This is a genomic window from Peribacillus sp. NPDC097295 (assembly GCF_044761665.1).
GTDB lineage: Bacteria > Bacillota > Bacilli > Bacillales > DSM-1321 > Peribacillus.
Genome location: NZ_JBIWCW010000002.1, coordinates 467,274 through 480,634 on the forward strand (window position 1 = coordinate 467,274; position 13,361 = coordinate 480,634).

Annotated in this window: 16 protein-coding genes; 10 read left to right on the forward strand and 6 right to left on the reverse strand. The window is 41.7% G+C overall.

What is annotated here, in order from left to right; genetic code table 11:
• Positions 1–3 precede the first annotated feature (3 nt).
• From ACIQXN_RS05445 to ACIQXN_RS05455, 3 genes are all read left to right on the forward strand, one after another.
• On the forward strand, positions 4–1,389 hold the full coding sequence (locus ACIQXN_RS05445; RefSeq protein ID WP_402962810.1) for a bifunctional metallophosphatase/5'-nucleotidase: 1,386 nt from the start codon (positions 4–6) through the stop codon (positions 1,387–1,389).
• A gap of 61 nt (positions 1,390–1,450) precedes the next feature.
• Positions 1,451–1,753 (forward strand): YunC family protein, encoded by a 303-nt coding sequence (locus tag ACIQXN_RS05450; protein WP_402962813.1) that lies wholly within the window; start codon positions 1,451–1,453, stop codon positions 1,751–1,753.
• A 143-nt stretch (positions 1,754–1,896) separates the two neighbouring features.
• Positions 1,897–3,003: an HD-GYP domain-containing protein gene (locus ACIQXN_RS05455; protein ID WP_402962816.1), complete on the forward strand. Its 1,107-nt coding sequence runs from the start codon at positions 1,897–1,899 to the stop codon at positions 3,001–3,003.
• A 15-nt stretch (positions 3,004–3,018) separates the two neighbouring features.
• On the opposite strand, the gene yunB is transcribed toward ACIQXN_RS05455, so the two are convergent.
• Entirely contained in the window at positions 3,019–3,768 is a 750-nt protein-coding gene (yunB, locus tag ACIQXN_RS05460) for a sporulation protein YunB (RefSeq protein ID WP_402962821.1), read from the reverse strand.
• A gap of 91 nt (positions 3,769–3,859) precedes the next feature.
• Complete coding sequence (locus ACIQXN_RS05465; RefSeq protein WP_402962825.1) at positions 3,860–4,873, reverse strand: M23 family metallopeptidase; 1,014 nt, start codon at positions 4,871–4,873, stop codon at positions 3,860–3,862.
• Between the two features lie 157 nt (positions 4,874–5,030).
• Between ACIQXN_RS05465 and lipA the strand changes: the two genes are divergently transcribed.
• Positions 5,031–5,945, forward strand: coding sequence for a lipoyl synthase (gene lipA, locus ACIQXN_RS05470; protein WP_402962829.1), 915 nt, complete (start codon positions 5,031–5,033; stop codon positions 5,943–5,945).
• A gap of 55 nt (positions 5,946–6,000) precedes the next feature.
• Here lipA and ACIQXN_RS05475 read toward each other — a convergent pair whose 3' ends face one another.
• Entirely contained in the window at positions 6,001–6,654 is a 654-nt protein-coding gene (locus ACIQXN_RS05475) for a YhcN/YlaJ family sporulation lipoprotein (RefSeq protein WP_402963353.1), read from the reverse strand.
• 124 nt (positions 6,655–6,778) lie between these two features.
• Here ACIQXN_RS05475 and ACIQXN_RS05480 point away from each other — a divergent pair, with 124 nt between their 5' ends.
• Complete coding sequence (locus tag ACIQXN_RS05480) at positions 6,779–7,054, forward strand: YutD family protein (protein WP_402962833.1); 276 nt, start codon at positions 6,779–6,781, stop codon at positions 7,052–7,054.
• A gap of 39 nt (positions 7,055–7,093) precedes the next feature.
• Here the strand turns inward: ACIQXN_RS05480 and ACIQXN_RS05485 are convergent, their stop codons facing one another.
• Both ACIQXN_RS05485 and ACIQXN_RS05490 read right to left on the reverse strand, forming a co-directional pair.
• Positions 7,094–7,387: a cytosolic protein gene (locus ACIQXN_RS05485; RefSeq protein ID WP_402962837.1), complete on the reverse strand. Its 294-nt coding sequence runs from the start codon at positions 7,385–7,387 to the stop codon at positions 7,094–7,096.
• 67 nt (positions 7,388–7,454) lie between these two features.
• A complete protein-coding gene (locus tag ACIQXN_RS05490) occupies positions 7,455–7,721 on the reverse strand; it encodes a DUF3055 domain-containing protein (protein ID WP_402963356.1) in 267 nt (88 codons plus the stop codon).
• A 227-nt stretch (positions 7,722–7,948) separates the two neighbouring features.
• Here ACIQXN_RS05490 and ACIQXN_RS05495 point away from each other — a divergent pair, with 227 nt between their 5' ends.
• The 3 genes from ACIQXN_RS05495 to ACIQXN_RS05505 are packed head-to-tail and all read left to right on the forward strand — an operon-like array spanning position 7,949 to position 10,496.
• Entirely contained in the window at positions 7,949–9,244 is a 1,296-nt protein-coding gene (locus ACIQXN_RS05495) for an EAL domain-containing protein (RefSeq protein WP_402962841.1), read from the forward strand.
• Between the two features lie 22 nt (positions 9,245–9,266).
• The gene (locus ACIQXN_RS05500; protein WP_402962844.1) at positions 9,267–9,704 is read left to right on the forward strand and encodes a DUF86 domain-containing protein; all 438 of its coding nucleotides are present in this window, start codon (positions 9,267–9,269) and stop codon (positions 9,702–9,704) included.
• Between the two features lie 24 nt (positions 9,705–9,728).
• Complete coding sequence (locus ACIQXN_RS05505) at positions 9,729–10,496, forward strand: TIGR01457 family HAD-type hydrolase (protein WP_402962848.1); 768 nt, start codon at positions 9,729–9,731, stop codon at positions 10,494–10,496.
• 78 nt (positions 10,497–10,574) lie between these two features.
• Here the strand turns inward: ACIQXN_RS05505 and ACIQXN_RS05510 are convergent, their stop codons facing one another.
• Positions 10,575–11,072 (reverse strand): phosphatidylglycerophosphatase A family protein, encoded by a 498-nt coding sequence (locus tag ACIQXN_RS05510; protein WP_402962851.1) that lies wholly within the window; start codon positions 11,070–11,072, stop codon positions 10,575–10,577.
• 149 nt (positions 11,073–11,221) lie between these two features.
• Between ACIQXN_RS05510 and yutH the strand changes: the two genes are divergently transcribed.
• Positions 11,222–12,223, forward strand: a complete 1,002-nt coding sequence (gene yutH, locus ACIQXN_RS05515) for a spore coat putative kinase YutH (protein WP_402962855.1) — start codon at positions 11,222–11,224, stop codon at positions 12,221–12,223.
• Positions 12,224–12,343: 120 nt separating this feature from the next.
• Entirely contained in the window at positions 12,344–13,261 is a 918-nt protein-coding gene (locus tag ACIQXN_RS05520; protein ID WP_402962859.1) for a L,D-transpeptidase family protein, read from the forward strand.
• The last annotated feature ends 100 nt before the right edge of the window (positions 13,262–13,361 follow it).

The window sequence follows — 13,361 nt, forward strand, 5'->3', positions numbered from 1 at the left end:
ATGATGTCAGAAATCATACATTTATATCACACCAATGATTTTCACAGTCATTTTGAAAATTGGCCTCGTATTGATAAGTTTCTTAAAGAAAGAAGACAACTTCATCAAGAAACGGGAGAGGAAGCGGTCATACTAGACATAGGAGATCATGTTGATCGTTGGCACCCATTCTCAGAAGGCACAATGGGGAAGGGGAATATTGACCTGCTGAATGAAGCTGGTTATCAATATGCAACCATCGGCAATAATGAAGGGATTACCGTGCCTCATGAAGCATTGGACACGTTATATAAGGACGCCCATTTCAAGGTATTGGCAGCCAATATTTATTATTTGGATGATACAAGGCCGGATTGGGCCCTCCCTTATTGGATACATACAACAAAAAAAGGTACAAAGCTTGCCATGATCGGGTTAACCGCCTTTTTCCAAAAGTTTTATCGAGCATTGGATTGGCATATAACCGAACCGTTTGTGGAATTGCAAAGACAGTTAAAACAGATTAAAGGTATGGCGGATGTAGTGATCGTTCTTTCTCACCTAGGCATTCATGATGACGAAAGAATGGCAGAAGACTTTCCTGAAATTGATATCATTCTGGGTGCGCATACTCATCATATCCTTCATCAAGGAAAAATGGTCAATCAAGCACTTCTTTGTGGGGCAGGAAAATATGGTTATTTCATTGGACAAGTGGAATTGACCATAAATGAGAAAAAAGAAGTCAGCAAAAAGACCGCCATGCTCTATGACACCAACGATCTTCCCGAATTGGAAGGTGAGCGTAGCTGGATTGAAGAGATGTACCAGGCTGGGGGAGATGCCCTGAATCAAGTCGCTCTATCCTTACCTGAAACGTTGAAAAATGAATGGTTTACGGTGTCGCCGCTCACGGAAATCATGGGAGAAGCATTGAGGGAGTGGTGTGAAGCCGACTGTTCTTTTGTGAATGCTGGACTGTTACTCGACGGGTTACCGCAGGGGCCCGTCACAATAGGAGATATTCATAAAATCTGTCCACATCCAATCAATCCGTGCATCGTTGAAGTGAATGGTCGAGAATTGAAGGAAATCCTCCTGCTTTCGCGAAACGAGGAATGGCCACATATCCAGGTGAAGGGCTTCGGCTTCCGTGGAAAAATCATGGGTGTCATGCACTATGATCAAATAGAGTTTAAGGTAAGGGAAAAGGGATTCGTCAAGGAAATCCTGGTGAAAGGGAAGAAAATCCAACCGAAGCAAACGTATAAATTGGCTCTTCCCGATATGTTTACGTTTGGACACTTCTTTCCAAGCATTCAACGCTCGAAACGAAAAGAGTACTTAATGCCGGAATTTTTACGGGATATCTTATTATGGAAGCTGAAAAAAATGTATCCTGAAGACTAGGTATATATCACGATTCCCCTCTCCTTTTCATAAAGTATGAGAAAGAGGGGGGAGTACCAAATTGATTAACATGATGCCAATAAATATAGAAAATCAGACATTCATGGCCATTTCCGTCCAACTGCCCAAAACGAATCTACTTGCTGTAGCGTCCGAAAAAGGATATATCATGTGTGGAGCATTAGACGTCGGACTCTTAAATAACACGCTAAAAGATCGCAAAATCCTTGCAGGAAGGGCAATAGGCGTTAAAACGATAGAAGAGTTACTGGATGCACCTCTCGAAACCGTTACTTTGGAGGCTGAAGAGAAGGGCATTTATCGGGGGATGATCGGAAGGAAGGCCTTGATGAAAATGATATAATGAATGGGGCTTTCCTTTAATTAGAAGGGGGCCTTTATTTTTCGGGTAAAAAATATTCACTATTAGGTTGAATTTTCCAAAGAATAGCCGATATTCCTTATAAGGAACCATTTAAAATCTTGAATCCGAAACGGAGTATTAGTATGAAGCTATCCATTACAGAGTCGCTTACCCCGGGAGAGCGTCTCGGTATGAACATCTATAATGAGCGGGGCAATGTCCTTTTGAGCGAGGGGTTAACGTTAACGCAAAAAATGATCAATCGATTAGTTTCCCTAAACGTACCCTTTGTTTATATTCAAGATTCTAGAACGGATGACATAATACCTAGGCCACCAATCTCTGGGGAATTAAGGAGAGAGGCTATTCACTCGATAGAATCCACTTTTCAAGAAATAAAAAACGGCGTCAAGGTGGATGGATCGTTTGCGATTGAGAAGGCTGCGGTAAAATTCACTTCGCTAGTCGGTAACATATTGGAAGAATTGAAAGACAGCGACGAACTGTTGACTTTATTATCTGACGTTTATACATATGATGATTATATTTTCATTCATTCCTTTAATGTGACGTTATACACACTTGCTTTAGGGATGGAGCTGAAACTACAAAAAAAGCAATTGGAGATCCTCGGATTAGGTGCCATTTTACATGATGTTGGTAAAATGCTTGTGCCAGTGGAGATTTTGCGTAAGCCAGGCAAGTTGACTCAGGAAGAGTTTGTGGAAATTCAAAAGCATGCCGAGTATGGGTTTCAGCTTATTAAAAGCGTTTATACCATTTCACTCATCGTTGCCAATTGTGCCTATCAGCATCATGAAAGGTTGGATGGATCCGGATATCCCCGTGGGGCCAAAGGGGATGAGATTCATTATTACGGAAAGATCATTGCGGTGGCTGATGTGTTCGATGCGGTTACTTCCAATCGGGTTTACCGTAAGGCGATGCTGCCCCATGAGGGATTGGAAATCCTTTATGCAGGTTCAGGAACGAAGTTTGATACTCAAATAATCGAAGCCTTTCGGCGGTCGGTGGCCATTTATCCTAACGGAATGACCGTGGAACTTAATGATGGGAGAAAAGGTATCGTATCTTCTCAGAATGCAGGAATAGGTGATCGGCCCATTGTACGAATCCTTGAGGAAAATAAGGAACAGTTAGTGAATCCATATGAGGTGGATTTAAAGACTAATCTCCATTTACTGATCAAGGAATGTTTGAATGTACCCAAAAACAGCTTACCCCTATAGAGGCGAAGCTGTTTTCTATTTTTTATCGTCCTTCATGATGGCTGGTGGGATCGAGCCATTTCCGTTGCTATAATAACTTGGTACATCTCCTTGCATTAATATGCTGCCCACCTTCACTTCCTGACTCACCTTGGTCTCTTTTGTTAACGAGGGGATGACAATTTGGATGTTGACGTTAAAATCCACGGCCAGCTCATAGTACACGTTATTGATGCCGGCATTCGTAAGTTTGGTTTTTAAATCGGACTGGACATTTCCGATGACTGACATTTTCACGGGAATCTTAGGTCCATAATTGGAAAGAAGGCTATTGCCGGTCACGACGCCGAGGGGGATATAGTATACGACCGTTTTATATTGTTCCTCGTTAAGTTCGGCGGGGCCCTTTTTGTTAAAAGGGTTCCCTTTTTTTATTCCGAGGTTATTTTGAATGTCCTTTGTAATGTTAGAACGTAATTCATTATATATTCCAGGATCAAAACTATAGGAAGGGTTGGAATCATCCGTTTTGTTTGTGATGATGATCTTTTCCAAATTGATAGTGGATATATTATCATCGACTGCTTCATGGATAGTCTCTGTTGCAATACGTTTGATTTCACTTTCTGCCACATTCATGATAACCGGTTCAATCTCTTTATCAACATACCGAAGCGTCAAGATGCTTGATAGGATGAAGAGGATGAAAGAGTATAGAAATACCTTCCTGGTAGGAAGAGGTCCTTTTTTGCGGAATTTTTTTGGGCGGAATCTTTTTCGAAACACGCTTTAGCCCCCTTTACTAATACTTATGCATAAAGTTCAAGGGTTTATGTTCGATAAAAAAACAAAAAGCAGCGTAGGGATCTTACGCTGCTCACTTTTGTTTTTTGGCTAAATCTTTTCTTTCCCACATTTTTAAATATGGGTAGGGATCAAAGCTCCACTCTGTGATTCCGTTGTCTTTGTACATTCCGTAGTGGAGGTGTGGGGGGAACTTACCGGACGTCCCGGGAGGACCATAGCCTGTACTCCCTACACCCCCGATGACCTGCCCTGGCTCAACGATTTGTCCGACCTTCAATCCTTCAGAAAAACCACTTAAATGGGCGAAATAATGATACGTATTATTCAGGTCCCGAATCCCGATCCGCCATCCTCCAAATTTATTCCAGCCTTTCATTTCTATGATTCCATAACACGTCGACCGAACTGGGAGACCGTAGTCCGCAAATACATCCGTTCCTTCATGAATCCTTCGGCCTCCCCATCCCCGAGCGCTTCCCCAAGTATTTAAATACGTATAATGAGTCCTTACAGGTACAGGGAAGGCCTTCTCCTGTAAATCCAACCTATCATATTTTTTATAGATATGAGCATGACCGATGATGATGCTGACGGCTTTATCCCGCTGATAATAATCAAATAATCCAATTCGGATATTATCTTCATCCGTACCATAGTAGAGGAGATGTTTTGCAAAGGCATATAAACGATCTGTGTCATTTTCAAGGTCGGCTTTTCCGTCCCCATTACCATCCTGCCCTAATCCTCCGAAAAAGGCGATGGATAACGGATTGGTATCGGTTAATTTGGGATTCAAGGCCCCTATCCATCTAGATGGTTCAATATGAATCCCTATCAAGCCCTTGGCAGGCTCTAAATCGTTACGGGAAAGTCGGAGGTTATGTTCATATTGATCAGCTCCCGCAAGGTAATACCAAGGAATTTGCAAGGTCGCCTCCATATTTTTATATAGCTCCATTCTCCCTGGATAAGGGTCAGGAGTTTCCGCTGCCGAAGCGGTTGGCAGCCGGCTATTTAATAAAACCATACAGGTCAGTAAGAAACGTAATCCTTTTTTCAAAGAGGCAGCTCCTTTCTTAGACATTTGTTTTGACCCTACCGTTTATTATTCTCTCCTATAGTTTTACTGATTTAGCTTCAAACATGAAAAATAAATACTGGTAATTATCCTATAACTTGTATATATGCGTTATTATTGTTAAAGTAGGGTGTCTCAATTTCTCAGAATGGAGTGACTTTGTTTGTCTACTACTAATAAAGAAATTCTTCGTAAACCAGACTGGTTGAAAATTAAATTGAATACCAATGAAAATTATATTGGTCTAAAAAATATGATGCGGGAGAAAAATCTTCATACCGTTTGTGAAGAGGCAAAATGTCCTAATATTCATGAATGTTGGTCAGTCAGAAGGACAGCCACATTTATGATTTTAGGCGAGATTTGTACGAGAGCTTGCAGGTTTTGTGCGGTCCAAACAGGTCTTCCCAACGAATTGGATTGGGCAGAACCTGAACGTGTTGCAGATTCCGTTGTTTTGATGAACTTAAAGCATGTCGTGATCACGGCTGTTGCCCGCGATGATTTAAAGGATGGGGGAGCCGCTGTTTTTGCAGAAACGATCAGGGCGATCCGTCGTAAAAACCCTTTTACATCGATAGAGGTTTTACCATCCGATATGGGCGGCGAATATGACAATATAAGAATGTTGATGGAAGCTAAGCCTGATATCCTGAACCATAATATAGAAACTGTAAGAAGCCTTTCAGATAAAGTTCGGGCTAAAGCGAAGTATGAGCGGTCATTGGAGCTTCTGAAGAGAGCGAAAGAATTGCAACCGGAGATCCCGACCAAGTCAAGCTTGATGGTTGGCCTTGGGGAGACCAGGGAAGAAATCCTCGAAACGATGGATGACCTTAGAGCGAATAATGTGGATATCATGACGATTGGTCAGTATTTACAACCGACCAAGAAGCATTTAAAGGTGTTGAAATACTACACCCCGGAAGAGTTTGCTGAATTAAAGGAAAGGGCGTTGGAAAAGGGGTTCAGCCATTGCGAATCCGGTCCGCTCGTCCGGTCTTCTTATCATGCGGATGAACAGGTGAATGCTGCTGCCAAGCATAAACAAACACAAGGTGAAGAGTTGCTGAAATAGATGGGAAAAGGACCGAATCCGATTCGGTCCTTTACCTTGTTAACGGCCCATATGCTTAATCCATGGTTTTTTGATGGATATTATCGTGGCGATCCCTTTTGTCATTCACCATTTCACCATTTTCATTTTCTACCTCACTCATCTTATATCCTTGAGGGGACTTGAGCATGTTTTTAATGGTTTGTTCAATCGTGTAATCCATTCCTCTGCTGTCAGAATCCAAAGTAGCGAAATTCTCAATGTCCTGTGCGTGTGTCCTGTCGTCACTCACGTAGACATGATAGTAGCGGGGAACGACGCCCATTGCCGTACGCTTCACTTGGTCAGCTGTTTCCGTACGGTTTTTCGTATCCGTATCGTAAACGACAAGCACTTCCTCATCGGTAACGAGAGTCGCGACATCATTGACATTTGGTAGCTGAACGCTTAGTGTTGAAATCATATCAGCTAGCTGTTCCCGATCGATGGAGGCCGTTTTATTGGCGATGTTTTTTCCATCTACCGTTGCCTTATTCGTGCGGGTAAAGCCAAAGTCTTCACTATGGTTTTTTTGATTACGATTATCCTCGTCATAATACTGCGACGGGTTATTTACATTTTGCGGGTTACCTGCACTTTTGTCATGATTCATTCTACCGTTGCTTTGATCTTGATTGCCGGAGCAGCCCGTCAGAGCAATAATCGAGCTTAAACCTACTGTTAGGATCATTTTTTTCAACGGAAACACCCCCTTATCTAATAGGGTGAACATATTTCTAGATTTTTCGCTTAGTAATTAATGGCGAATCAGTTATAATTTAAAGAAGGAATGTATTTTTGAAGAGGTGAAAAGAATGATCAACATCAATAACCTGACATATGAAATCATTGAAGATGAAAGAGAAGGCTATAATGAAGAGGCCTTTAAAGCGAGATACAGTGAGATTTTAACGAAGTATGATTATATTGTCGGGGATTGGGGTTATGGTCAACTAAGACTCCGGGGGTTTTTCGACGATAATAATCAGAAAGCCACTTTTGACACGAAAATAAGCACGCTCAGCGAATATCTATATGAATACTGTAATTTTGGCTGTCCATACTTCGTGGTTAAGAAAATTAAAAAGTAAAAAAAGCCAGAATGGATTCTGGCCTTTTTTATTTCTCGATTATGAATTTCCATAACCTTTGTAAGGCGGTTGAACATGTTTTTCCGGGTCATCATGTGTAGGATGAGCTCCGGGATATTTTCGTGGTAAGTCCTCGTGTAGCGATTTATTTTCATAATTAAAAGCACTTTGGTAGCGCTGTCCTTCTTGCCATGGTGTGGTTTTATTCTCAACGGGAGCATCTTGATTGATGGGCGATCCGAAAGGTCCTTCTGGAAACTCCTCAGGAATTAAAAAGTCCCGTTGTTTTTCCACCGTTGAAAAGTCATGGTATGTTTCCTCTTTTTTGTCCAATCCAAACCCCTCCTCATGTACTCATACATTCAGTAGGTTAACCTGATAAAGAAAAAAAAGGTCGCGCTTAGATGATTTCCATTAAAAAGTGGGAAAGTTCTTCCGCCTCTGCCTCTGTCAGTGCAAAGGCATGCTCCAGGTAGCCTTCTTCTTCCAAATCATCCGGTCCAATAATGGCAAAACGATTGCTCTGCATGTTTAACACAAGCTTCTTTCCATAAAATCGGTCGGTCATCGTAATGGCTAAGTCGTATCTTGATTCATCCCCCATAAAACTAATGAACCGGGTTTTCGTATCAACTAAATCATTATATAAATAAAAACGGTCTTCCATCGTACCACACCCTTCTCCTCGACTCATTTTGGTAGTTCCATCATAACAAAATGGCTCTCATAGGGAAACAGACATTTTAAGGCATCCACCAAGTTACCTGATTATCCTGAAATGAGTATTTAGTATGAAGTTTCTGATAAAAAGATAAAAAATTACTGTTTTAGGCTTTAAAAATCCCTATTTATGTTAGAATATAGGAAAAATAACCCGGAATAGAGGACGAGTCTATGACATCATTACAGGGTAAATGGTCTATATCACTAGGAAAATGGTTCAGGTTATTTTCCCCATCAGCTAAACTTCGCTTCTACCCGCCACAGTTCACCATACGAAAGCCTATGGTCCGTGCGGTGGTAGCTTCGTTTTCTCACGGATATGAAGTGGCAGTCATAGTTTTTCATGTTAAAGAATTGCTCGAACTTAAAGAAAGTGGGCAACAGGAGAAGTTCAACCAGTTGAATGCCTGTTTGAAAAAAATATTTAAAGAAGTGGTAATAGATAAAGTCCATGAGGGAAACTTATTGTCGATACATGACTATTATGCGGATGGCATTACCGTTTTAATGAACATGAAAGAATCTGCAAAACGACTGACCTATATGGACGACTTGATCAGCTCCATTTCTGATGAGGTGAGGCAAGGGATGATTCGTGTCCATTCTACCTCGGTTACATTGAGTACAGGCTACATGTTTGTGAAGCATGAGCATTATCCAACGGAAGGGGCCATCGATACAGCGCAACGAAATGCCGTTGTAATGGCAGAAGCTGCGTCACCCATGAACAAAATGCAAGAGACAATTACTCAAATTATCGATAATGGGGAAATCAATTTACTGGCCCAGCCTATTTTCGACGTCGCAACCAATAAAATAAGGGCATATGAAGTGCTCACCCGGGGACCTCGTGGTACGGAACTTGAGAGTCCATTGTCCCTTTTTGCTGTAGCTAGGCAGACGGGGCAGTTATATGATTTAGAAAAAGTCGTTCTCGAAAAGTCCTTTAAACAGATTTCAGAGAATGAATCCCCACAAAACGTGTTCATCAATTTTACCCCGGTAACGCTCAGCGATCCGCGATTCCTACAGGATGTAGAGGATATGCTACGTAAATATAAAGGTGTGTACGCTAATCAAATCGTCATTGAAATTACGGAAAGAGACCCGATCCTAAATATAAAAGAATTTGTCGAGAATATAAAAGGATTGCGTAAAATGGGCTTTCGCTTGGCGATAGATGATACCGGATCCGGTTATTCAAGTCTCTATGCCATTATAGAAATCATGCCGGAAATCATAAAGATCGATCGATCGGTTATCGAGAATATCGATCATAATTCCGTGAAAGAGTCGATGTTAAAGGGACTTTTACTGATTGCCAAGGAGACGGGATCCGTTGTCGTAGCCGAAGGAATTGAGAGTATAGGAGAAGCTATGGTATTATCAAGGAATAGGGTTGATTTGGCGCAGGGGTATTACTACGCTAGACCTTCAACAGTAGATAAAATTTCTATATCATCTTAAGAATCAGAAAGGATCTGGGAGTATGTACTTTGTAGATCGACAAAAGATCGGACGGATTTTGGAATATCTTGAAAAACAATTAGAGCTTTTCGAAGGACAGGAAAGTTGGAATGGGGAACTTTTAGAACATAGCGTCGAGAGGATTATACAAACCTCTATCGATTCGTTATTGGATGTGGGGAATGCAGTGATCGATGGTTTTATTATGCGTGACCCAGGCAGTTACGAAGATATTGTCGATATCTTGCTTGATGAAAAAGTCATCAGCGAACCTATTTCCATACAATTCAAAAAGGCGTTGCCATTAAGGAAGATGCTCGTTCAAGATTTCATTGAAGTGGATCATACGAAACTTCTTGCCGTTTTCAAGGAGAATATCGAGGCCTTCAAGCAATTCCCTGAGTTAGTACGAAACTATTTAATTAACGAATTGGGCCCAGTTTCAGCTTTTAAAAACTAATTTGATTAAATAGGGGGACTATACATGAAATCGTACAAAGGTTACTTGATAGACTTAGATGGCACAATGTACCGTGGTACCGAACAAATCGCGGAAGCGGCGGGCTTTATTAATGAATTGAGAAAAAGAGACATCCCTTATCTATTCGTGACGAATAATTCATCCCGGACACCGGGGCAAGTTGCTGAAAAGTTACGCAGTATCGGGATTCCTACTGAAGATGCTCAAGTCTTCACGACGAGCATGGCTACAGCCAACTACATTGCTGAACAAAAGGAAAATGCTTCAGTCTATGTGGTGGGTGAAGAAGGGATTACAGAGGCGTTGAAAGATAAGGGGATGACACTTGTAGATGAATACCCTGATTTCCTCGTCATGGGCATTGATCGTGGTGTGAATTATGAGAAGTTGACAAAAGCATGCCTTGCGGTCAGAAATGGAGCCGTTTTCATTTCGACGAATGGTGACATCGCCATTCCTACCGAACAGGGTCTTTTACCTGGGAATGGAGCATTGACTTCTGTGGTCGCCGTTTCGACTCAGGTTCAGCCGATTTTCATTGGCAAGCCGGAATCAGTCATCGTGGAGCAAGCCCTTAGAGTATTGGGTGTGCCTAAAGAACAGACCATCATGGTCGGAGATAATTATGACACGGACATTTTAGCAGGGCTTAATGCTGGAATCGATACATTACTTGTACATACGGGCGTAACGACGAAGGAACGGTTGATGCAATATGAAAAACAGCCGACCTTTGTTGTGGATACCCTTGATTTATGGCAGTTTGAATAAAAAGATCCAGGTTTGCAGAAGCAGACCTGGATTTTTTATGATTTCCTCTAAGATTCCCCGCTCTCATTCATGAGCATTTTATTCCACGTTTTCAATCCGGTGTGCCAGACGGCTCGAGGCAGCTGCCGCAATGGCACCGACAATATCATCTAAAAAGGTATGGACCTTTCCGGTGCTTTTGTCGTTCAAGTATTTTAGAATGCCTGGTTTTTGCTTGTCGATAAATCCATAATTGGTAAAGCCAATCGATCCGTACACATTGACGATCGATAGAGCCAATATCTCATCGACTCCATAAAGTCCTTCGTCTATCTCAATGATGCTTTGAAGGGGTTCCTCCAGCATTTTCTTTTCCGCTAGCATATCCAGTTGGATGCCGGTAAGGATGGCATTTTGGACCTCGCGTTTCGAGATGACCCGTTCCACATTGTGGAGACAGTCGGCCATTTGTAAATCATCATGATAACTTGCTTGTAGATACATGACCAGCTCTGCGATATCTTCGAGCTTTACTCCTCGTTCACTAAGCCATCTTCGTGCCGTTTGTTCAGACATTGATTGATTTATATTAGTCATGTCATCATCCATTCTCCATAATTGGATTAAATTTTTCCTGCGAAAAATATTAGGTTTCGATAGTTATTCAGAAAAAGAGTGATTCCTCATATATATAAGTATATGATATACAATTTTTTTGTATCCATCTGATGGGGGAGGAAAAAGATATGATAGAAGAAATCATTTTTAATAATTATGGAATACAGGTAGAGCGGGAGGAAGCGAATAGCCGCTTTCCTAGCTTTCGATCGGGTCCTTTCATTTACAGCATTGTTCCGTTAGAAGGTAGGGAACAGGAGGAATTGGCAGAACGGCATAAAATGGCGCAACATATGATTGCCCAAGGAGATCGCCATGTTTCAGCCTTCGTACTCGCCAATCACGGCAGTTTTGTGTCGGAAGCGGAAGATCAATTATTCATCCTCCTTGCTAATGAGGATTTGGAAGGGCCGAAAAATTTCAACCCTGGCCGTCGCATCGCAAGGTTCCACCAACGTGGAAGAGATATAGCGGAGACGATTCGGTCATGCTCAAGAATTGGTAAATGGAAAGAGCTATGGGAGCAAAGAATCGACCAACTGGAGAATATTTGGAGAGATAAATTAAAAGCCCACCCGGATAATCCCTTTGAAAAGATGTTTGTAGAAACCTTTCCCTATTATATGGTGTTAGGTGAAAATGCGATTCAATATTTAGTCGACACGGAAATCGATGATACCCCACAAGTCATCGATGCCGGAACGGTATGTTATGAACGCTTTTTAGATGATACCTGGAGAAGGAATAAGTGGATGAAAAACCCGTTCGATTGGGTATTTGACCATGGGACGCGGGATGCAGCTGAATGGGTGAGGGAGCATTACTTTAAAAATGTCCATACGCACCAACGTGGCATATCCACTTTCCTTCATGAGTACCAGAGTATTGAGCCATTCTCCAGTTTTTCCGCACGCTTACTGTATTCGCGAATGTTATTTCCCATTCATTACTTTGAAGCGGTTGAAGAGTATTTTTCAAAGGTATCAGAAGCAAGGTCGAATGAACTCGAAGACAAGATTTCCACGATTACGAAAACATCAGAACAATATGAAGCCTTTCTCAAACACTTTTACGAATTGGCCGAGATCCCGGCTAATCATTTTAACCTTCCGAAGGTTGATTGGATTTAGAATAAAAAAACTGGAAGAAACATGATTCCACCTCTTTACTATGTTATGATAATGACATGATTTTTTAGAATAGTTTGAATTAAATGCGCTTCTGGTCCCAGGAATGAAAGGATGTATGTAATGAAGAAAAAGATACTGGCCATCTTGATAGTACTACTTGTTTTTCCAGTCGCTGCTTCTGCTAAGGCCGTAGTTAAAGAAAGCTGTGATGCGACCCAATTCAAGATTGTCATTAAGTCAACATCGGATTTGAAGGAGGAGGCATCGATAGACAGCAAGACATTAAAGACCTATCAGAAAAATAAAGAATTATCGGTCAGTGGCAGAACGGGAAACTGGTATAAGGTTTGCTTTTCAAAAACGACGGCCTATATCGACGTGAACGATGCCAGGGAAGTCTTCAGCTCGAGTGAGAAGGTGACACTCAAGAAATTCGATAAGAGAAAGGAAGTCAGCCAAATTGTGGCAGTCACAGGGGAAACGATGAGTGGGACGAAGGTGACGATCCGGACGTACGAGAAGAAGAAAGGCGAGTGGCGGCGAGCTTTGGGGAATATGAAGGGGGTCATTGGAAAGAATGGCTTTACCAAGGATAAGAAAGAGGGAGACGGAAAATCGCCTGCTGGCATCTATTCCTTTGGAACGGCATTTGGTAGTCCACCCAAGCCGGATAAGGTGAAGCTGGATTATAGGAGAACAACCCAATATGATTACTGGATTGATGATAAGACATCCAAGGACTATAACAAGTGGATTACGTATAAGGGGAAGAATCCTTATACGAAATGGAAGTCATTTGAAAAGATGAACCATGAACTATATAAATATGGAGCGGTCATCAATTATAATACGAATCCAATTGTAAAGGGAAAGGGCAGTGCGATTTTTCTACACATCTGGAGGGGGGAAAATAAGCCGACAGCGGGTTGCACCGCTACTTCCGAGAAGAATGTCCTGAGTTTGCTGAAGTGGATGGATCCCGTTAAACATCCACATGTCATCATGGGGACGAACGATGCCTTGAAATCTGTTAAATAAATATGATGATGAAGGTGTACCCTTCATAAAATTTGCTTCATGCAGCCTTGAACTATCAAGAACTGCAGAAAAAATAAAAAAACTGTATATTCTAACTATT